This is a genomic window from Sediminicola sp. YIK13 (assembly GCF_001430825.1).
Classification (GTDB): Bacteria; Bacteroidota; Bacteroidia; order Flavobacteriales; family Flavobacteriaceae; genus Sediminicola.
Genome location: NZ_CP010535.1, coordinates 3,278,110 through 3,298,690 on the forward strand (window position 1 = coordinate 3,278,110; position 20,581 = coordinate 3,298,690).

A 20,581-nucleotide genomic window follows, 5' to 3' on the forward strand; every position below is an offset into this window, starting at 1 on the left:
TTTAACAGCTTGAAAGATTTTGTTAATGTGCCTGCAACCAGTTGTCACCAACTCCCATTTCCACATCCAAGGGCACGGATAGCGTATAGGCGCTTTCCATTTCGGTTTTAATCATGGTCTTTAGTTCTTCCAATTCAGGTTTGTATACATCAAAGACCAATTCATCATGAACCTGCAACAACATTTTAGTCTTGTAATTGCCTTCTTCCAGCTTTTTGTGGATATTGATCATGGCTATTTTGATGATATCCGCAGCGCTTCCTTGTATGGGGGCATTTACGGCATTGCGTTCCGCGGCACCCCTTACGACGGCATTGCTACCGTTGATGTCCTTTAGATATCTTCTTCTGCCCAAAACGGTTTGAACATATCCGTGTTCCCTGGCAAATTCTATCTGTTCGCTGATGTAGTTGCGTAATTTTGGATAGGTTTTGTAATAAGTGTCTATCAGGTCCTTGGCCTCACCTCTAGATAGGTCTGTCTGATTGCTAAGTCCAAACGCGGATACCCCATAAATAATTCCAAAGTTGACAGTTTTGGCGTTGCTACGCTGTTCCCTGGTCACTTCCTCCAAGGGTACATTGAAAACCTTTGAGGCTGTGGAGGCGTGAATATCCTCTCCATTTTTAAAGGCCTCGATCATGGTGGTTTCTTGACTGAGTGCCGCAATGATGCGTAGTTCTATCTGGGAATAATCCGCGGCCAATAAAATATAATCTTCATTCCTTGGAACAAAAGCCTTGCGGACCTGTCTTCCCCTTTCCGTGCGTATTGGGATGTTCTGAAGGTTAGGGTTGTTACTGCTCAGTCTTCCTGTAGCAGCTACGGTCTGCATATAATCTGTATGTACTCTACCCGTAGTTGGTTCCACTTGCCCGGGTAGGGCATCTATGTAGGTACTCTTTAGTTTGGAAAGTCCCCTATACTCCAGAACATGTTGGATGATGGCGTGGTCTTTGGCAAGATAGGAAAGTACGTCTTCTGCGGTGGAGTATTGCCCGGTTTTGGTTTTCTTAGGCTTGTCTACCAGTTTCATTTTATCAAAAAGAATTTCTCCCAATTGCTTTGGGGAGCCAATATTGAACTCCTCCCCAGCATCTTCATAAATTTTCGATTCCAGGTTCTTGATATCGTTGTCCAGGTCTTTGGACAGGGAATTTAAAAATTCGGTATCCAATTTAATTCCTTCCAACTCCATATCTGCCAGGACGTGCAAAAGAGGGATTTCTATATCATTGAAAAGATCTTCTGTTTTGGCCTCGGCAAGTTCTGGTCTAAAATGTTGAGCCAGTTGAAAGGTAATATCCGCATCTTCCACGGCGTATTCTGTTTGCTTATCCAGAGGGATTTCCCTCATGGACATCTGGTTCTTCCCTTTCTTTCCAATTAATTCGGTAATGGATATGGGGGTGTAGTTTAAATAAGTCTCGGCCAATACGTCCATGTTGTGCCTCATGTCTGGATTGATAAGGTAATGCGCCAGCATGGTATCAAAGCATTTGCCCTTTACCTTTATCTTGTACTTATCCAGAACCTTGATGTCATATTTAAGGTTCTGTCCTATTTTTTCGATTTTTTCGGATTCAAAGAAAGGTCTTAATTGTTCTATGATTTCCTGGGCCTCTTCCTTTTCTTCTGGAAACGGAATATAAAAGCCTTTGCCAGGTTCCCAACTAAAGGCGATCCCAACCAATTGTGCTTCCAAAGGGTTTAATGAGGTTGTTTCCGTGTCAAAACAGACCGAGGTCTGCTTTAACAAATTCTGAATAAATAATTTCATCGCCATTCCCGGTGCTACACTTTGGTAAATATGTGGAACATCCTTGATGGTCTTTCTGCTCGATACCGATTCCAGTGTTCCCGAAGGTTGGTTCACGTCCCCGCCAAACAGCGAAAACTGTCCGCCTCCGGCCTCTTGTGCTTGCTTTTTTGCAGTGGGGGTACTGCTTACTGGAGTGGTTGTGGTTTCTTCCTCGGTAGAGAATAACTTCAAGAACTGGTCTTTTAGCCTTCTAAATTCCAATTCTTCAAAGAGCTCTTGGACTTTTTCGCTATCGGGCATGGACAATTCATAGTCCTTGGCATTAAAAGTTACATCACAGGTAACGCAAATGGTTGCCAGCTTCTTGGATAGGATCCCCAATTCCTTGTTTTCTTGGATTTTCTCCTTCATTTTGCCCTTTAGCTTATCCGTATTCGCTAAAAGGTTTTCCATAGAGCCGAACTCTGCAATGAATTTTTTGGCCGTTTTGTCCCCAACACCTGGGAGTCCAGGAATATTGTCACTGGCATCGCCCATCATTCCCAAATAGTCTATGACCTGTTCGGGGCGCTCCACTCCAAATCGTTCTTTTACTTCCGGAATCCCCCAAATTTCTATGCCGTTACCCATTCTAGCAGGTCTGTACATAAAAATGTTTTCTGAAACCAGTTGCCCAAAATCCTTATCCGGGGTCACCATGAATACCTTATAATCCTCTTTTTCCGCCTGTTTGGCCAAGGTGCCAATAATATCATCTGCTTCCAATCCATAAAGCTCCACAACAGGGATGTGCATAGCTTTTAGGATATCTTGGATATAGGGTACGGCCTGCCTTATGGCATCTGGGGTTTCATCCCTATTGGCCTTGTAGTCTGCAAACATTTCTGTCCGTTCGGTGCTTCCCCCCTTATCAAAACAAACCGCCAAATGATCTGGTTTTTCTCTTTTGATAACATCAAAAAGGGAATTGACAAAGCCCATTACGGCAGAGGTGTCCATCCCCTTGGAATTTATTCTTGGATTTTTGATCAAGGCATAGTAGCCTCGGAAAATCAATGCATAAGCATCAAGTAAAAAAAGTCTTTTTTGTTCTGCCATTTTGGGTGGTCTAATTTATTTTCAAAGCTACAAAGATTATGATCTTTTTGGAACTACTTAAGGTTTAATATAGGATTCTGAGGGCTGGTTCACCTGCCCTTGATCTGTAATCATATTATAGGAAAATCCAGGATGTACGCAATACGATCCGGTTTCCCCTTTTTTATTGATAGCAATAAAGCCAATTTGAAAATCCTTTCTGTCTTTATTTTTGGCCATTATTCTCCTGACTCCCTCCTCACAGGCCTGCTGTGGTGATTTTCCCTGTCGCATGAGTTCCACAATTAAAAAACTACCTACGGTGCGCACCACTTCTTCCCCAACTCCAGTGGCCGTGGCCCCGCCTACCTCGTTGTCAACAAATAACCCAGCACCAATTATAGGCGAATCACCAATACGTCCACCGTATTTATAGGCCATCCCGCTGGTGGTGCAGGCCCCGGAAACATCCCCATTTTTATCTATGGCGAGCATCCCGATGGTATCGTGGTTTTCAATATTGATGACAGGCTTGTATTGGGAGGTTTTTTTCCATTCCAGCCATTCCTTTTTGGATTTTTCGGTAAGGAGGTCCTCCTGTACAAAACCATTTGCGTAGGCAAACTGTTCTGCCCCTTTTCCTGCCAACATCACATGTGGGGTTTTTTCCATCACCTTGCGGGCAACGGCAACGGCATGGGTGATATTTTGAAGGTAGACTACAGCTCCACAATTACCATCTTTGTCCATGATACAGGCATCCAGGGTGACATTTCCGTCCCTGTCCGGTCTACCTCCCTTGCCCACGGTCTGGTTGTCTACATCGGCCTCTTCAATCATGACCCCTTGTTCCACGGCATCGAGTGAATTTCCTCCGGCGCTGAGCACCTCCCAGGCTTTGGCCGTGGCATTGGCGAAGTTCCAGGTACAGATCACAATAGGGAACGGTGTATTAAGGCTTTGTGCAGCCGTTAAGGAATTGGACCCGTCCGTATCAAAGGAAGCAAGTATGGGAGTAGAAATTAATCCGGCCGTACCTATCGTGGAATTTTTAAGGAAATTTCTGCGTTTCATCTGTCTGGGTTGCTTATTTTTAAGGACCTAAATATAGGGAATATGATCATAGAAGTATGTGCCAATTCTTTGGAATCTGCCTTGAATGCCCAAAAAGGAGGAGCGGATAGAATTGAACTTTGTGCGGAACTTGGAGTTGGCGGAATAACGCCATCCCCAGGGCTGATGAAAAGTGTCAAAAAGCATATTACCATCCCCATTCATGTGCTGATAAGACCCAGAAGTGGGGATTTCACCTATTCAAAATCCGATTTTGAAACCATCAAAAATGATATTCTTTTTTGCAAGGACATGGGGTTTGAGGGTGTTGTCTCTGGCGTGTTGTATAAAGATTTTAAAATTGATATTGAACGTACCAAAGAAATGGTAGACCTGGCCAAGGGAATGGAGTTTACATTTCATAGGGCCTTTGATTGGGTGCTAAATCCTATGGAAGCTTTGGATCAACTGCAAGGGCTCGGAGTTGCAAATATTTTGACCTCTGGTCAAGAGATTTCGGCCCTAAAGGGTTTGCAGTTGTTGGAAAGATTGCAGGAAAAGGCTTCTGTATGTACAATAATGCCTGGAGGAGGTGTTAAACCAGAAAATGTGTTGGAGTTCAAGAAAAGGGAATTTAAAGCGGTACATTTATCGGGAACAAAATTTTATAAAACCCTGGATGCCCTTCCCGGTATTTCTATGAACAGTCCTGTCTTTTTTAGGGAGGAAGCTGTAGCCCTGACGGATGAAAGGGTGATTAATAAAATTAAGGGCTTGGTTAAATGAAAAATAAAATAGGCAGGTCGTCCCAATTATAAAATATCTTTGTAAAAAAGTAATCTATGCTTCGTTGGATCATATTTATTGCCATATATATTGCCTTGGGTATATATACGCTTCAAGCCTTAAAAACTGTTTCCAGATATCCCTGGGTGTATTATGCATTTATTCTGTTGTCACTTTTGGTCTTGGGGAATTTCGTGTATCAGTTTACCGTTGGGGATGAAACCGGTAGGGTCTTAAACAGGCCTAAAAGTTATGCATTCGGACTCTTATTGACCATGTTGACCTTTAAATTGATCACGATCATTTTTCTGTTTTCAGAAGATATCTTTAGAATTTTGAGTGGGGGGTACCAGAAATTGTTCGGTACGGCAAAGGAATTTACCTTCCCGGAAAGAAGACGATTTTTAAGCCTCTTGGCCATGGGGATTGCCGCTATTCCCTTTAGTGCCCTTTTGTATGGGATGTACAAGGGAAAATATAATTTTAAGGTACTGAAGTACAATTTGGAATTTGATGATTTGCCAGATGCCTTTCACAATTATCAGATCACCCAGATTTCAGATGTGCACAGTGGCAGTTTTGATAATCGGGAAAAGATTGAGTATGCCATTGACCTTGTCAATCGCCAGAAAAGTGATATTCTCTTGTTTACTGGGGATATGGTGAACAACAAAGCTGACGAGATGAATCCATGGACAGAATTGTTTTCTACCCTGGAGGCGAAAGATGGAAAGTTCTCCATTTTGGGGAACCATGATTATGGGGATTATATAGATTGGGATACCCCAGAGGAGAAAATGAAGAACCTAGAGGATTTAAAAATCCTGCAAAAGAATATCGGCTTTGACCTTTTGTTGAATGAAAGTAGGTATTTGGAGAAGGACGGAGACAAAATTGCCTTGATAGGAGTGGAGAACTGGGGAAGGGGAGGCTTTAAAAAAGCAGGAGACCTTAATATGGCCAAATCCAATGTGGACAAGGACGATTTCAAAATTCTGATGAGCCATGATCCATCCCATTGGGAGGACAAGGTAATCCATGATGATTATCATTATCATCTTACTTTGAGCGGGCATACGCATGGGATGCAGTTTGGGATAGAAATTCCGGGATGGATAAAGTGGAGTCCGGTGAAATGGAGGTATAAATATTGGGCGGGGATCTATGAGGAATTGGGGCAATATATAAATGTGAACCGCGGTTTTGGCTTTTTAGGCTATCCTGGAAGGGTGGGCATTTGGCCCGAGATAACGGTAATTACTTTGAAAAAGAAACGGACGGTGTAATTTTAACGCACTAAAATTCTACAAAAACACAGCTATCGTTAGTATTTTAACATTTTTTCTTACTTTTGATTGATAACCGAAATGTTTCTATATGTCCAAGTTTGGTGAACTAATTGATTTAGACGTACCTGTTCTGTTAGATTTTTATGCAGAGTGGAATGAACAATCCACGGCCATGCATCCCGTATTGAGGGATGTTGCAGCAGCCTTGGGCGATAAAGGAAAGGTGATTAAGATCGATGTTGAAAAGAACAAAGAACTGTCACAGGCATTAAGGGTGAAAGGTTTGCCAACCCTGATGATCTATAAAAAAGGTGAAATGGTATGGCGCCAAAGTGGCGAACAGGATGCCAATACCTTGATTGGGATTTTAAACGAATATATTTAAGCAAAAAAGCGGGATGATCATCATCCCGCTTTTTTATTGCTCTATTCTTCAATGACCGAGGGGACCGTATCCTGTGGCATTGTCCCGCCTTCAATTTCCATACTGTCCATCATTTCCAGCTCTTCTTCCATGGGGAGGTCGTCTTCCAATATATCGTCCTTGTAAAAGTGGCTGAACTTATCTATGTATTCATTAAAGAGCAGGGTTTCCTTTTCTGCAAGGTCCTTATCCCTGTTGCCAATTAGAATATCAATATTCCTTCGGTATCCCTCCATATCGGCTATGATATCATTGATGTTTTCATATTGCTGATTCAACGGGATATTCTCATAATATTCCAATCGCTCCTGATACTTTTTCTTCAGTCTTTGGAACAAGTCCCTGGCCTTTTGGGTTTCCCCAACCTTATAATAGCCGTCCAAGAACGGTTCAACAAAGGCGTAGTATCCAAAATAGTCCAGCGGCATATTGTCCATGGCTATGTTTATGATCTCTTTGGCCTTTTCAATCTTGTTTTCTGCAATGAGCGTTTCCGTCAGTCGAGCTAAATTGCCCCTAAAGGAAAGACTTTGGGACCTCGTTTGTGGGTCGTGATAGATGTCTGGGCTTCCCGCATTGCCCCATTCCCATTTTTTTACAATATCGTACATCAGATCAGAATCGATACGTCCCATTTCGTAAGGACTTAATCGGTCTGTCTTAATTGGCACCAGTTTATAGACTAGTCCGTCTAATTGCAGGTAGTCCTTCATCCAAATGTACTCCCCGTCATCAAAACTACCACCGGAAAAGTAGATGGGACGTTTCCAGTCGTTGTTGGCGATCACATCCAACATCATGATCCTATTTTTGGGCAATGCCCCTTTAGGGAGATCTATATCTATAAAATCAACGATAAGGGCAGAATCTTTTGGTTTTACCAAGCCGCTTTCCAACACATTCTTTTTGTTCACCGGAATCCTGATCTTATTGGTAGGATAGTAAACTATGTTCTGGTTGCTTTCGGAATACTCGCTGAGGTCCGCACCTTGTTTTTGTAGTATATGTTTAAACTTGGTCTGTGGTTTGTTACTTCCCACCCAATTCATAAAGTCTTTAATATTCCAACGACTTTCCGTTACCCCTTGGTAGTAAATAGCGTCCCTAGAGCCGTATTTGTAATCGTCATGGGTAAGTTGTGAAGGGATTGGAGCGCTTTCATAGGCCTGTCTTTTCATCTGGTCTATATACCAATCTGTAGCAAAAAGACTTGTATTGATAACGCGGACATCCGTTCGGTATCCCTCTATTTCTTGTACATACCACAATGGGAAGGTATCATTGTCCCCAATGGTGAACAACATGGAGCCAGCTCCCTTTTGGGTCGATTCCAGATAGGCTTTTGCCGTTGATTGGGCTGTAAATCTATTGGATCTGTCATGGTCGTCCCAATTTTGGTATGCCATCACCCCTGGAACGGCCAAAAGGCATATGATGGTCAATGCAGGCGCCAATATTTTGGGGGCGATCAATTTTTTAAATTCATCAAACAATCCGTATACCCCAATTCCGATCCATATGGCAAATACGTAAAATGAGCCTACCAAGGAATAATCCCTTTCCCTTGGCTGAAAAATAGAGGGGTTCGTATAAAATTGAATGGCAAGCCCTGTGAATAGGAAGAACACCAATAAAACCCAGAATTGTTTTGGGTTTTTTGTGATTTGGAAAATAAGGCCAATGATCCCAAGTAGCAATGGCAAGAAGAAATAGGTGTTCCTACCTTTGTTGTTTAGGACATCACTGGGTAAGTTGTCCTGGCTCCCCCTAAAAAGGTTATCTATAAAATTAATACCGCTCAACCAGTTGCCATGGTTGTCGTACCTGCCTTGTATGTCATCTTGTTTTCCTGTGAAATTCCACATAAAATAACGCCAATACATATATCCAAATTGGAAGTCGATCATGTATTTTACGTTCTCCCAAACAGTTGGCGGTATCACTTCAATGTATTCACTGAATTCCTTTAGAAAACGTATATATTGATCTTCTTGGATCTCTCCAGTGGTGAGTCCGTTCCTAAATTGGTTTACGGCATCGCGCAGTTCTCCGTTGGATCTGTATTCTGGTTTTATCTTGAAGTCCAGGGGGCCAAAATACTTCATGTAATTCTCAGCATTTTGTTCGCTCCACATTCTCGGAAGTAGTCCTACATGGTCCTCGTTGGGGCCTGGGACAGATTCCTTGTAGTGGTTGACGATAACATATTTTCCAAGCTTTTCATCTTTTTCATATTTAGGCTTATCATCCTCCTCCGTGCCCGAGGTAGCAAACAAATTGGAATAGTACGTACCGTAAATAGGACTGTCTACCCCTGGGTATTGTTCTCTATTGTAATAGGCCAATAAGGAACGTGCATCCGATGGATTGTTTTCATTGATGACCGTATTGGCATTGGCCCTAATGGGGAGCATCAACCAAGAAGAAAACCCTAGGAAAAGGAACATGGCGCATAATACAAGGGTGTTTGCTTTCCTGAAATCGTTTTTTCGGGTATAGCTCAATCCAAAATAAAAGACACTTATAAAAATAAGTCCCATGATGATAGTCCCTGAATTAAAGGGAAGTCCAATGGTATTGACAAAGAATATCTCACTCCAGCCAAATGCAACCAAGACATAAGTAAGGGAAAATTTATAGACCAACATCAAAAGTGCCACGACCAAAATATTGGCCAACAGGAAATTTTTAACGGTTGTAGTCTTGTATTTTTTAAAGTAGTACAATAGACCAATGGAAGGAATGGTCAAAAAGCCCATAAACTGTATTCCAAAAGTGAGGCCTACAACAAAGGACATAAGGATCAACCATCTATTGCCTCTTGGATCGTCTAGGTCATCTGTCCATCTCAATCCCAACCAAAGTAGAAGGGACATGATTAAACTGGCCATGGCATAAACCTCTGTTTCCACAGCGTTGAACCAAAAACTATCAGAATAAGTGAAAGCCAAGGCGCCAATTAAACCACTGGCCAATATGGCGATTGCCTTACTGTTTGTAATTGGTTCGTCCTTGCCTATCAATTTTTTTACGAGGTTGGTCGTTGTCCAGAATAGAAATAAAATGGTAAAGGCGCTAGAAATTCCAGAAAGGTAATTGACCATTTTGGCAACCTGTCCCGGTTCCAGGGCGAACATGGAGATAAAAGCCCCCAACATTTGAAGTAGCGGTGCTCCCGGAGGATGACCAACTTGAAGTTTTGCCGAGGTGGCAATATATTCACCCGCATCCCAATAACTGCCCGTAGGCTCTACGGTTATACCATATGTGATTAGGGCTATAAAAAAAACGACCCATCCAAGGATGGTGTCCCATTTCTCAAAATCTTTCGAAAACATGTATGCCAAATTTACCAGTTGGGGCGAATTTACTAATTAAAATAGATATGCGTTGAAATTTTTCGCAAACCTTTAACAGGGTTTTTTTTCATTTTTTTAATATTGTTGCCCAAAATATTTGCGCATATTAAACTTTGTTTTAAATTTGCACGCTCTTAAGCAATGCTGGCCTATGGTGTAATTGGCAACACAGCTGGTTTTGGTCCAGTCGTTCTAGGTTCGAGTCCTAGTAGGCCAACATCCAAAATGGAAGTCCCGATACTGAAAAGTATCGGGATTTTTTTTGCTAATTATTTAATGCTGTGGGGAATAAGAGATTCTTAGTAAAACAACACAATGGTCCACTTGGACGATACGGCGGAAATTGGAATTAATTTTAAAGGTGGGAAGGGGCATATCCCGAAATTGGATACACCAGAATACTTTTGAGATAGGAAAAGCAGTTTACCGCGAAAAAAAAAGAATTAAAATTTTCTGAGCTTTCAGATAAGGTCATCAGCAATTAAAAATTTAACCTTTTTAAATCTCAGATCCCGTGATCAATTTGTTGATGATGAGGTAGCCAGATATCAGGGGCAGCATATGGGCGATTTCCCCTGCCTCTGGGAAAAGAAAGAATATAACGATCCATGCAAAAAATAATGCTGCTATAAATTTCCAAGTGATGACTTTCATTTATTTATTTAGGTTTTAGTAGGAAGCTAAAGTAATTGGCTTCTTAAGACGGGATGAACGTTTTTCTAGTTTAAATTAACTCATTTGATTAACCCCAGTGTTGGCGGAGGGTGCCAAGTTCCTAATGTCTTCTAGTTGGATGGCGTTATTGTTTTTAGCAATATGATAATTATGAAATCGCAGAAATTGAAAAGGTAGATCATCATTCAAAAGGTGTTTTTTATGATGTGGAATTCAAACGTAACGGTGAAAAAAAAGATATCGAGTTTACTGCTGATGGTAGGCGATTGAACTAAAAGATATCTTTTTGAGTTTCTCTTAAAGCCCTGATCAAAAATTGATTGGGAAGTGAAATAAAAAATCGTATATTTGCACCGCTGAAAGAATATAAAGTATTCATGAGGGGACTATTAGTCCCCTCTTTTATTACTTAAATTTATGTTGAAGGACAAAGTAACAGAACTTTTAAATCAGGCCCTTGAGGAGAATCAATCACTGTTTTTGATTGATTTTAAAATGTCATCCGATAATAAAATCAAGGTGACGTTAGATGGTGACAATGGGGTAACGTTGAAAGACTGCATGGCGGTAAGTAGGACCATTGAGCACAATTTGGACAGGGAAGAGCATGATTTTGCCTTAGAAGTTGAATCTGCGGGAGCTACCACGCCTTTGGTTATGCCAAGACAGTACAAAAAGAATATAGGTAGAATATTAGAAGTAAGGAGTCAAGATAGTAATTTTGAAGGCAAACTTACGGCTGCAACGGAAGATAGCATCACTTTAGAGTGGAAGGCACGTGAACCCAAACCTGTGGGCAAGGGTAAAGTAACAGTTCAGAAAAAGCAAGAAATTGCGATTTCTGATATTCAAGAAGCAAAAGTTGTATTAAAATTTTAATTAGTAGTTCAGAATGGAAAATATTGCGCTGATAGAATCTTTCTCCGAGTTTAAGGATGATAAATTCATTGACAGGGTTACGCTGATGGCGATTTTGGAAGATGTGTTTAGAAACGCTCTTAAGAAAAAGTTTGGCTCAGATGACAACTTTGATATCATTATAAACCCTGATAAAGGAGATTTAGAGATATGGAGAAACAGAGTTGTTGTAGAGGATGGTGAGGTTGAGGATCCCAATGAGGAGATCTCACTTACTGCAGCGCGCAAGATTGAGCCCGATTTTGAAGTGGGTGAAGATGTTTCTGAAGAGGTGAAATTGATAGATTTGGGAAGAAGGGCAATTTTGGCATTGCGTCAAAACCTTATTTCTAAGATCCATGAACACGACAATACAACCATTTATAAGCAGTTCAAGGATCTGGAAGGTGAAATTTACACTGCAGAGGTTCACCATATTAGGCATAAGGCCATTATTTTATTGGATGACGAAGGCAATGAAATCATCATGCCAAAGGATAAGCAGATTCCTGCAGACTTCTTTAGAAAGGGTGATAACGTTCGTGGAATAATTGAAAGTGTGGAATTGAAGGGCAACAAGCCTGTCATAATTATGTCCAGAACTTCTCCCTTGTTTTTAGAGCAATTGTTCTTCCAAGAGATCCCAGAAGTTTTTGATGGTTTGATCACTATTAAAAAAGCGGTGCGTATTCCTGGAGAGAAAGCAAAAGTAGCGGTGGATTCCTATGATGATAGGATAGATCCAGTTGGTGCCTGCGTGGGAATGAAAGGTTCCCGTATACATGGTATCGTCAGGGAATTGGGGAATGAAAATATTGATGTTATCAATTGGACCAGTAATGCACAATTATTGGTGACAAGGGCATTGAGTCCTGCTCGTGTTTCCTCGGTAAAATTAGATGATGAAAAAATGACAGCCCAAGTATACCTAAGGCCAGAGGAGGTTTCCAAGGCTATTGGTAGGGGAGGTCACAATATAAGACTGGCCGGACAATTGACCGGTTATGAAATTGATGTATTCCGCGAAGGAGTGGAAGAAGATGTTGAATTGACTGAATTTTCTGATGAAATTGAAGGCTGGGTTATTGACGAGCTTAAGAAAATTGGGTTGGATACAGCAAGGAGCGTCCTCGAGCAGGATGTGAATGATTTGGTTAAACGTACAGATTTAGAAGAGGAGACAATTTTAGAAGTTGTGCGTGTGCTAAAAGAAGAATTAGAAGATTAAGCTATATATTAGCGGGAAAATATAAGAATACGAATATCTATTTATGGCAGATAATGCAACTATAAGGCTTAATAAAGTTCTACGGGAACTTAATATTTCACTGGACAGGGCGGTAGATTTCCTTGGGACCAAAGGTCACGATGTGGAAGCTAGGCCTACAACAAAAATTTCCAATGAGGTGTATCAAGTTCTTTTGGACGAGTTCCAAACGGATATGAGCAAGAAAGTTGCATCCAAGGAAGTTGGTGAGGAGAAGAGGAAAGAGAAGGAGGCACTGCGCCAACAATTGGAGCAAGAGCAAGAGGAGAAGAGACTCGCGAGGGAGAAAAAAGCCGCTTCAGAACAGGTAGTAAAGGCGAAAGCAGAGCTGTCTGGGCCAAAAACAGTAGGTAAGATAGATCTTTCCCCAAAAAAGAAGGCACAAGAGCCAGCTGCAGTTGAGGAGGCTCCTGTAAAAGCTGCTGAGCCGGTAAAAGAGGAGAAGAAGAAAGAAGAAGTTGTTGCGGAGAAGCCCGAGGTGAAAGCAGAGGTGCCCGCAGAGAAGGCAAAGGTTGAAAAACCTGTTGCGACCGAAAAGCCTGCTGAAAAGAAGGTGGCTGAAAAAGCAGAAAAAGTAGAGGAGAAAAAAGCTCCTGCTGAAGAAGCTGAAAAGACGGCTGAGAATGAAACGCTCACAACACAATACCAGAAACTTAGTGGTCCAAAAATCACTGGGGACAAGATAGATTTATCAAAATTTGCGAAACCAAAGAAGAAGAAAGAAGTTTCCAAGGCTGGTGACAGTGCTGATAAAAAGAAAAGAAGAAAACGTATTGTTAGTACCCCGGGTCAAAAAACAGGTCCGAGACAATCTGGCACAGGTCCAAGGGGTAAAAATGCACCAGGAGGTCCAAGAAAAGCACCTGGACAGCGTTTTAGCCAAGGCCCTAAAGTAGAGCCAACCGAGGAAGATGTTCAAAAACAAGTACGTGAGACCCTAGAGAAATTGCAAGGGAAATCCAAAAAAGGTAAAGGAGCAAAATACAGAAGGGACAAAAGGGATCAGCACCGTCAACAAACGGAGAAGGATCTTGAGCAGCAAGAATTGCAGAGCAAAATCCTTAAAGTTACCGAATTTGTTACGGCAAGCGAGGTAGCGGTGATGATGGATGTTCCTACCACAAAAATTATATCTGCGTGTATGTCCTTGGGGATCATGGTAACCATGAACCAAAGACTGGATGCGGAAACACTATCTATCGTAGCCGATGAGTTTGGGTATGAGGTAGAATTTGTTTCGGCAGATATCGAGGAAACTATCGAGGTGGCAGAGGATGCTCCGGAAGATTTGAAGCCTAGAGCTCCAATCGTGACCGTAATGGGTCACGTGGATCACGGGAAGACCTCTTTATTGGATTATATTAGAAAAGAAAATGTTATTGCCGGTGAAAGTGGGGGTATTACCCAGCACATCGGAGCATATGGTGTGACTCTTGAAGGAGGTCAAAAAATTGCATTTTTAGATACACCTGGTCACGAAGCGTTTACCGCAATGAGGGCTCGTGGAGCGCAGGTCACCGATATAGCCATTATTGTAGTGGCTGCGGATGACGCGATCATGCCACAGACAAAAGAGGCCATTAGCCACGCACAAGCGGCTGGTGTACCTATTGTCTTTGCGATCAACAAAATTGACAAACCAACATCAAACCCTGATAAGATCAAGGAAGGTTTGGCACAAATGAACCTATTGGTAGAGGATTGGGGAGGTAAAATCCAGTCCCATGATATCTCCGCCAAAATTGGTACAGGTGTTAAGGAGCTTCTGGAAAAGGTGTTGCTGGAGGCTGAAATATTGGAATTGAAAGCTAACCCAGACCGCTTGGCAACGGGAACCGTTGTTGAGGCGTTTTTGGATAAAGGAAGAGGATATGTTTCCACTGTTCTGGTGCAATCTGGAACGCTTAAGATAGGAGATTATGTTCTGGCCGGAACTTGCAGTGGTAAAATTAAGGCCATGCAGGATGAACGGGGCAATATGGTGAAAGAAGTAGGACCCTCTACGCCCATTTCCATTTTAGGACTGGACGGCGCGCCGCAGGCAGGTGATAAATTCAATGTCCTGGAAGATGAGAGGGAAGCCAAGCAGATAGCTGCCAAAAGAGCCCAGTTGATGAGAGAGCAGTCCGTAAGGACACAGCGTCACATTACCTTGGATGAGATTGGAAGACGAATTGCATTAGGTGAGTTTAAAGAGTTGAATATTATCCTGAAAGGGGATGTGGATGGTTCTGTGGAAGCATTGACAGATTCCTTCCAGAAATTAACGACCGATGAGATTCAGGTGAACATTATTCACAAAGCGGTAGGTCCAATAACAGAATCAGATGTATTGTTGGCTTCGGCTTCAGACGCGGTAATCATTGGATTTAACGTAAGGCCAATGGGTAATGCCAGGGCCATGGCTGAAAAAGAAGAAATAGATATTAGAATGTATTCCATTATCTATGATGCCATCAATGATCTAAAAGATGCCATGGAAGGTATGCTTTCTCCAGAGATGAAGGAAGAGATTTCCGGAACGGCAGAAATTAGGGAGACCTTTAAAATATCTAAAATTGGAACTATTGCAGGTTGTATGGTTACCAGTGGGAAGATCTTTAGAAACTCCAATATTCGTTTGATCCGTGATGGTGTAGTGATTTACACTGGTGAATTGTCCTCATTGAAACGTTTCAAGGACGATGTTAAGGAAGTAGCCAAAGGATACGACTGTGGTCTTCAGATTAAGAACTACAATGATATCAGGGAATTGGATATCGTAGAAGCTTTCCAAGAAGTAGCGGTTAAGAAGAAGCTTAAGTAAGCTGAATACTTAGAATAGTACATAAAAAAAAACCTGTCGGAAGACAGGTTTTTTTGTTTTAAAAAGGTAAAAATATTAAGACTGTTTTTTCTCGGGCTGTATAAGCATGGCGCTTGGATATTTCTTGCGAACATCCATAAGATTGCGCTCTGCATCGAGCTTTGTTTTAAACTGTCCTATCCTTACTCTGTAACTTGGAGAGATAAAATCTATCTTGGAATACCAATCTGGATAATCCCCTTCTGCCTGCATTTTAATGTCCTTTGCATCATTGAGAGATCCAAAATATATCTGTATTCTGTATACGGCCGCTATGTCGGGGCTCGACTTATAAATCTGGACCAGGGCGTCAATTTTTGGATCTTGCTCTATTGAAATTGTTCCTTGTTGCGCAAAACTTGCTGTAGAAAAAAATAGCAATATTAGGGAGTTGAAAACTGTTCTCATAGTGTATCTAGCTTAGTATTAAAGACTTTTGCAAAAGTAATTTTTTATCCTTGAAGCAAGTATAATTTTTTTCTATTTAGAATGGCTATAAATTATAAATTATCAATCCATTAACATTTCCAAAATAAAGTCTATGTCGTATTTTTGTCAGCAATTTAAACGGCGATAAATATAGCTTGCACAATAACAAGTAAATATCGTGCCAAGATTTCGATAGAAATATTTTTAATATGAAAAAGGTTCCATACCGTAATCAAATTTCTAAGTTTTTAGGTATCAGTTTGGTAGTGTTTCTACTGTCTTCAACATCTCTTTTTTCTCAAGAGGAGGCTGTTGCAGCGGATACGGAGGTTGCTGCAGAGGCTACTGCGTCTGCGGGTGACCCAGCAAAAGGAAAGCAATTGTTTAATCAAAACTGTGCTGCTTGTCACGCTTTGGACAGAAAAATGACCGGTCCTGCTTTGGCTGGTGTTACTGAAAGGCATGATAGAGAGTGGTTGTACACTTGGATCAAGAACAGTGCAGGAATGATCAAATCAGGTGATCCTGCTGCCGTGAAAATCTACAATGAGTACAATCAGGCGGCGATGACTGCCTTCCCAACATTGAGCAATGCTGATATTGATGATATCCTTGCTTATACCGATGCTCCTCCAGTCGCGGCTGTGGTTCCTCCCGTACCAGGGGCGATTCCTGGGCAGGCGCCTGCTGCATCCGGAATTTCAAATGAGCTTATTTTGGGTGCCTTGGTATTGGTATTCGGCTTATTGGTGGTAATGCTGGTATTGGTCAATCAGACCTTGAGACGTATTGCTGAGGCCAATGGTGTTGTGGTAGAAAAAGATAAGGCGGAGAAAAGAACGCCAATCTGGAAAGCTTTTGCCCAAAACCAATTTTTAGTTTTGGTTACCGTTATCTTCCTTCTTTTGGGGAGTGCCTATTACGTATATGGCTACTTTATGCAAGTTGGTATTGATCAAGGGTACGCCCCGGTGCAACCAATTCACTATTCGCACAAGATCCATGCGGGTGACAATGAAATAGAGTGTAAATACTGTCACTCTTCTGCAAGAGTTTCCAAGCATTCTGGAATTCCTGCTTTGAATGTTTGTATGAACTGTCATAAATCCATTTACGAATACAAAGGAAACCCAGAAGGTCCAAGTCAAGAGGATTTGGCAAACGGGTACACCAATGATTTTTATACAGGAGAAATTAAAAAACTTTACAAAGCCGTTGGTTGGGATGAGGAGAACCAGAAGTATACTGGTGATTCACAACCTGTAGAATGGGTGAGAATCCACAACCTTCCTGACTTTGCTTACTTTAACCACTCGCAACACGTTTCCGTGGCCGGGGTTGAATGTCAGACCTGTCACGGTCCTGTTGAAGAAATGGAAATAATGTACCAATATTCACCATTGACAATGGGGTGGTGTATCAACTGCCATAGGGAGACCAATGTAAAGGTTGAAGGTAACGAGTACTACGATAAGATACATGAGGAACTTTCCAAAAAGTACGGTGTAGAAACACTGACTGCCGCTCAGATGGGTGGATTGGAATGTGGTAAATGTCACTATTAATATTTAGGTTAACAAGAAGATAATTTTCAGATATATCATATGTCATCAAACAAAAAATATTGGAAGAGCGAGGCGGAGTTAAATCCTAACGATTCCATTGTTGAGACGCTAAGACAGAATGAATTTGTCCAAGATATCCCAGTAGATGAGTTTTTGGGGAATAAGGACAATTTGGCATCCACTTCAACAAACAGAAGGGACTTTCTTAAGTACGTTGGGTTTAGCACAGCTGCAGCTTCTTTGGCTGCTTGTGAAGGACCTGTAATTAAGTCTATTCCTTATGTGGTTCAACCAGAGCGCATAATTCCTGGTGTGGCAAACTATTACGCTACAACCATAGCCAACGGTTTTGATTTTGCAAGTATCTTGATCAAAACACGTGAGGGCAGACCTATCAAGGTTGAGAATAATACCGATGCCAAAGTGAACGGAGGTGCAAATGCACGAGTTCAGGCTTCTGTATTGTCCTTATATGATAGTACAAGATTGCAAGGGCCAATGTTCAATGGGGAGCCTGTTGAATGGACTACTCTTGACAATGCGGTTAAGGCTAAATTGGGTTCTTTGAAGAATTCTGGAAAGCAGATCGCGATCTTGACACAAACTTATGCTAGTCCGTCTACCTCAAGATTGGTTGGTGACTTTAAAGAGGCTTTTGGCAATGTGAACCATGTGGTTTATGATGCTGTTTCTGAAGATGCTGCTTTAAGTGCCTTTGCTGCCAAATATGGCGAAAGGGCTTTAGCTGATTATGATTTTGAAAAAGCTGGACTTATTGTATCCTTTGGTGCTGATTTCTTAGGAGATTGGCAAGGTGGAGGATATGATAGCGGATATTCCAAGGGTCGTATACCGAAGAATGGAAAAATGTCCAGACACATACAATTTGAATCCAATATGTCTTTGGCTGGTGCCAATGCTGATAAGCGTACCGCTTTAACGCCATCACAACAAAAAGTGGCTTTGGCCAAGTTGTACGGTCAGTTGAACGGAACGTCTGTTGGTGGGGAACTGCCGGAAAAAATAGCCAAAGCTGTTGAAGCTACCGCAAAAGAGATCCAAAAAGCTGGATCTGATGCTGTAGTGGTAACAGGATTGGACGATGTCAATGCACAGGCTGTGGTATTGGCAATTAACGAGATGTTACAGAGCAAGGCTTTTGATGCCAAGGCTCCTAAATATGTAAGGCAGGGTAATGTAGCGGCGGTTAATCAGTTGATTGCCGATATGAATGCGGGAACTGTTGGTGCTTTGATCATTGATGGTGTAAACCCAATGTATTCATTGCCAAACAGTGCTGATTTTGCAGAAGGACTTAAAAAAGTTGACTTATCTGTAGCCTTTGCCTTGAATAACACTGAAACCGCTGCTGTAGTACAGTATGTTGGTGCTTCATCCCACTTTTTGGAATCATGGGGCGATACAGAAATGAAAAAAGGTCATTATAGCTTAATGCAACCTACGATAAAGGAGTTGTTTGATACGCGTCAGCTTCAGACTGCCCTTTTGAAATGGATGGATAGCGATAAGACGTATTATGAATATATCAAGGAAACTTGGGGTGCTGGAATCTTAGGTTCCGGAGAATGGAACCAAGCATTGCACGATGGTGTTTTTGCTGCATCGGCCGCTCCGGCAGTTGATGTTGAAACTGTAGCTCCTATGGCTGATGCCATGGAAAGTACAGCGGTGCCTTTAGCTTCAGCTATTAGCAGTCTGGCTTCTTCGACATCCTCAGGGATGGAGTTGTCCTTGTATTCCAAAATTGGAATGGGAGATGGGCAACAAGCCAACAACCCATGGTTACAAGAGTTTCCAGATCCTATTACAAGGGTTTCTTGGGACAACTATGTGACTGTTTCCAAGGCTGATGCTGAAAAGTTGGGCTTGATCAATGAAAATGTAGCCAACGGAGGTTTAAATGGTAGTTATGCCAAATTGACCGTAAATGGTGTAAGTGTAGATAATGTTCCTGTAATCATTCAGCCGGGACAGGCAAACGGTTCTGTGGGTCTTTCTTTTGGATATGGAAGGAAAGCAGGCATGAAAGATGAGATGCAGACGGGTGTTAACGCCTATGTATTGTATCAAGGTTTTGCTGGTGAGCAAGCAGTAAGCATTGAGAAATCTACCGGAATGCATGAGTTTGCATGTGTTCAATTGCAGAAAACATTAATGGGTAGAGGGGATATCATCAAAGAAACTACTTTGGAGGTGTTCAATACTAAAGATGCCCATGAATGGAATGAAGTGCCAAAGGTTTCTTTGGATCACCAAGAGGTAGATGCTACTTCTGTTGATTTATGGGACAGTTTTGATAGGTCCATAGGACATCACTTCAATCTATCTATAGATTTAAATGCCTGTACAGGATGTGGGGCATGTGTCATAGCCTGTCATGCAGAAAATAATGTTCCTGTTGTTGGTAAGGAAGAAGTGAGGAAATCTAGGGATATGCACTGGTTGCGTATCGATAGGTACTACTCTTCCGAAGATACCTTCGCACAGGATGATCAGAAAAAAGATGATTTTGCCGGATTATCGGGTGATCAAGGTTCATTAGGGGGATTTGGAGAGTTGGAAGATCCAGCGTCCAATCCACAGGTAGCCTTCCAGCCGGTAATGTGTCAGCACTGTAACCATGCTCCTTGTGAGACTGTTTGTCCTGTTGCTGCAACATCACATAGCCGTCAAGGTCAGAACCATATGGCATACAACAGATGTGTGGGTACAAGGTATTGTGCCAACAACTGTCCTTATAAGGTGCGTCGTTTCAACTGGTTCTTATACAACAACAACGATGAATTCGATTACCATATGAACAATGATTTGGGTAAAATGGTAATCAACCCTGATGTCAATGTACGTTCCCGTGGGGTAATGGAAAAATGTTCTATGTGTATTCAAAAGACACAAAAGAGTATTTTGGATGCCAAACGAGATGGTCGTACGGTTAAGGATGATGAATTCCAGACCGCTTGTTCCGCTGCATGTAGCAATGGAGCTATGAAGTTCGGGGACATCAATGATTCAGAAAGTGAGATTGCTGAGTTGAAAAAGAGTGACCGTATGTATCACTTATTGGAGCATGTAGGTACAAAACCTAATGTGTTCTATCATGTAAAAGTGAGAAATACAAACGAAGCATAATAA

At 41.8% G+C, this 20,581-nt stretch carries 13 protein-coding genes and 1 tRNA gene; 9 read left to right on the forward strand and 5 right to left on the reverse strand.

The annotated features are described in order from the left end of the window. Positions 1-22: 22 nt before the first annotated feature. Together polA and SB49_RS14605 are read right to left on the reverse strand one after the other, a co-directional pair. Positions 23-2,860, reverse strand: a complete 2,838-nt coding sequence (polA, locus tag SB49_RS14600) for a DNA polymerase I (RefSeq protein WP_062058051.1) — start codon at positions 2,858-2,860, stop codon at positions 23-25. 57 nt (positions 2,861-2,917) lie between these two features. Further along, positions 2,918-3,913, reverse strand: a complete 996-nt coding sequence (locus SB49_RS14605; RefSeq protein ID WP_062058054.1) for an isoaspartyl peptidase/L-asparaginase family protein — start codon at positions 3,911-3,913, stop codon at positions 2,918-2,920. 42 nt (positions 3,914-3,955) lie between these two features. Here SB49_RS14605 and SB49_RS14610 point away from each other — a divergent pair, with 42 nt between their 5' ends. The 3 genes from SB49_RS14610 (at position 3,956) to SB49_RS14620 (ending at position 6,352) form a co-directional block, all read left to right on the forward strand. After that, on the forward strand, positions 3,956-4,678 hold the full coding sequence (locus SB49_RS14610; RefSeq protein ID WP_062058056.1) for a copper homeostasis protein CutC: 723 nt from the start codon (positions 3,956-3,958) through the stop codon (positions 4,676-4,678). Between the two features lie 56 nt (positions 4,679-4,734). Beyond that, on the forward strand, positions 4,735-5,964 hold the full coding sequence (locus SB49_RS14615) for a metallophosphoesterase (RefSeq protein ID WP_062058059.1): 1,230 nt from the start codon (positions 4,735-4,737) through the stop codon (positions 5,962-5,964). 91 nt (positions 5,965-6,055) lie between these two features. Next, complete coding sequence (locus tag SB49_RS14620) at positions 6,056-6,352, forward strand: thioredoxin family protein (protein ID WP_062058062.1); 297 nt, start codon at positions 6,056-6,058, stop codon at positions 6,350-6,352. Positions 6,353-6,393: 41 nt separating this feature from the next. On the opposite strand, the gene SB49_RS14625 is transcribed toward SB49_RS14620, so the two are convergent. Further along, on the reverse strand, positions 6,394-9,729 hold the full coding sequence (locus SB49_RS14625; protein ID WP_062058065.1) for a DUF2723 domain-containing protein: 3,336 nt from the start codon (positions 9,727-9,729) through the stop codon (positions 6,394-6,396). Between the two features lie 166 nt (positions 9,730-9,895). Here SB49_RS14625 and SB49_RS14630 point away from each other — a divergent pair. After that, positions 9,896-9,967: transfer RNA gene (locus SB49_RS14630), tRNA-Gln, on the forward strand. Positions 9,968-10,248: 281 nt separating this feature from the next. Here the strand turns inward: SB49_RS14630 and SB49_RS16055 are convergent. Beyond that, on the reverse strand, positions 10,249-10,404 hold the full coding sequence (locus tag SB49_RS16055; protein ID WP_156036459.1) for a hypothetical protein: 156 nt from the start codon (positions 10,402-10,404) through the stop codon (positions 10,249-10,251). Positions 10,405-10,842: 438 nt separating this feature from the next. On the opposite strand from SB49_RS16055, the gene rimP reads away from it, so the two are divergent. Genes rimP through infB form a run of 3 tightly spaced genes read left to right on the forward strand, consistent with a single transcriptional unit; the run spans position 10,843 to position 15,395 of the window. Beyond that, entirely contained in the window at positions 10,843-11,304 is a 462-nt protein-coding gene (gene rimP / locus SB49_RS14635; RefSeq protein ID WP_062058068.1) for a ribosome assembly cofactor RimP, read from the forward strand. Positions 11,305-11,317: 13 nt separating this feature from the next. Continuing rightward, on the forward strand, positions 11,318-12,550 hold the full coding sequence (nusA, locus tag SB49_RS14640) for a transcription termination factor NusA (protein ID WP_062058072.1): 1,233 nt from the start codon (positions 11,318-11,320) through the stop codon (positions 12,548-12,550). A 43-nt stretch (positions 12,551-12,593) separates the two neighbouring features. Then, complete coding sequence (gene infB, locus SB49_RS14645) at positions 12,594-15,395, forward strand: translation initiation factor IF-2 (protein ID WP_062058076.1); 2,802 nt, start codon at positions 12,594-12,596, stop codon at positions 15,393-15,395. Between the two features lie 75 nt (positions 15,396-15,470). Here the strand turns inward: infB and SB49_RS14650 are convergent, their stop codons facing one another. Then, a complete protein-coding gene (locus tag SB49_RS14650; protein WP_062058079.1) occupies positions 15,471-15,842 on the reverse strand; it encodes an SPOR domain-containing protein in 372 nt (123 codons plus the stop codon). 230 nt (positions 15,843-16,072) lie between these two features. On the opposite strand from SB49_RS14650, the gene SB49_RS14655 reads away from it, so the two are divergent. Further along, positions 16,073-17,428 carry a c-type cytochrome gene (locus tag SB49_RS14655; RefSeq protein WP_062058082.1) on the forward strand — a complete coding sequence of 452 codons (1,356 nt, stop codon included), beginning with the start codon at positions 16,073-16,075 and terminating at the stop codon, positions 17,426-17,428. Between the two features lie 39 nt (positions 17,429-17,467). Then, the gene (locus SB49_RS14660) at positions 17,468-20,578 is read left to right on the forward strand and encodes a TAT-variant-translocated molybdopterin oxidoreductase (RefSeq protein ID WP_062058085.1); all 3,111 of its coding nucleotides are present in this window, start codon (positions 17,468-17,470) and stop codon (positions 20,576-20,578) included. Positions 20,579-20,581: the final 3 nt, after the last annotated feature.

Bases quoted from the DNA above. Each gene is read 5' to 3' on its own strand.
- rimP (WP_062058068.1), top strand. From the start codon at position 10,843: ATGTTGAAGGACAAAGTAACAGAACTTTTAAATCAGGCCCTTGAGGAG.
- SB49_RS14605 (WP_062058054.1), bottom strand. From the start codon at position 3,913: ATGAAACGCAGAAATTTCCTTAAAAATTCCACGATAGGTACGGCCGGA.
- SB49_RS16055 (WP_156036459.1), bottom strand. From the start codon at position 10,404: ATGAAAGTCATCACTTGGAAATTTATAGCAGCATTATTTTTTGCATGG.
- SB49_RS14620 (WP_062058062.1), top strand. From the start codon at position 6,056: ATGTCCAAGTTTGGTGAACTAATTGATTTAGACGTACCTGTTCTGTTA.
- SB49_RS14625 (WP_062058065.1), bottom strand. From the start codon at position 9,729: ATGTTTTCGAAAGATTTTGAGAAATGGGACACCATCCTTGGATGGGTC.
- SB49_RS14655 (WP_062058082.1), top strand. From the start codon at position 16,073: ATGAAAAAGGTTCCATACCGTAATCAAATTTCTAAGTTTTTAGGTATC.
- SB49_RS14615 (WP_062058059.1), top strand. From the start codon at position 4,735: ATGCTTCGTTGGATCATATTTATTGCCATATATATTGCCTTGGGTATA.
- infB (WP_062058076.1), top strand. From the start codon at position 12,594: ATGGCAGATAATGCAACTATAAGGCTTAATAAAGTTCTACGGGAACTT.
- SB49_RS14650 (WP_062058079.1), bottom strand. From the start codon at position 15,842: ATGAGAACAGTTTTCAACTCCCTAATATTGCTATTTTTTTCTACAGCA.
- SB49_RS14660 (WP_062058085.1), top strand. From the start codon at position 17,468: ATGTCATCAAACAAAAAATATTGGAAGAGCGAGGCGGAGTTAAATCCT.
- polA (WP_062058051.1), bottom strand. From the start codon at position 2,860: ATGGCAGAACAAAAAAGACTTTTTTTACTTGATGCTTATGCATTGATT.
- SB49_RS14610 (WP_062058056.1), top strand. From the start codon at position 3,956: ATGATCATAGAAGTATGTGCCAATTCTTTGGAATCTGCCTTGAATGCC.
- nusA (WP_062058072.1), top strand. From the start codon at position 11,318: ATGGAAAATATTGCGCTGATAGAATCTTTCTCCGAGTTTAAGGATGAT.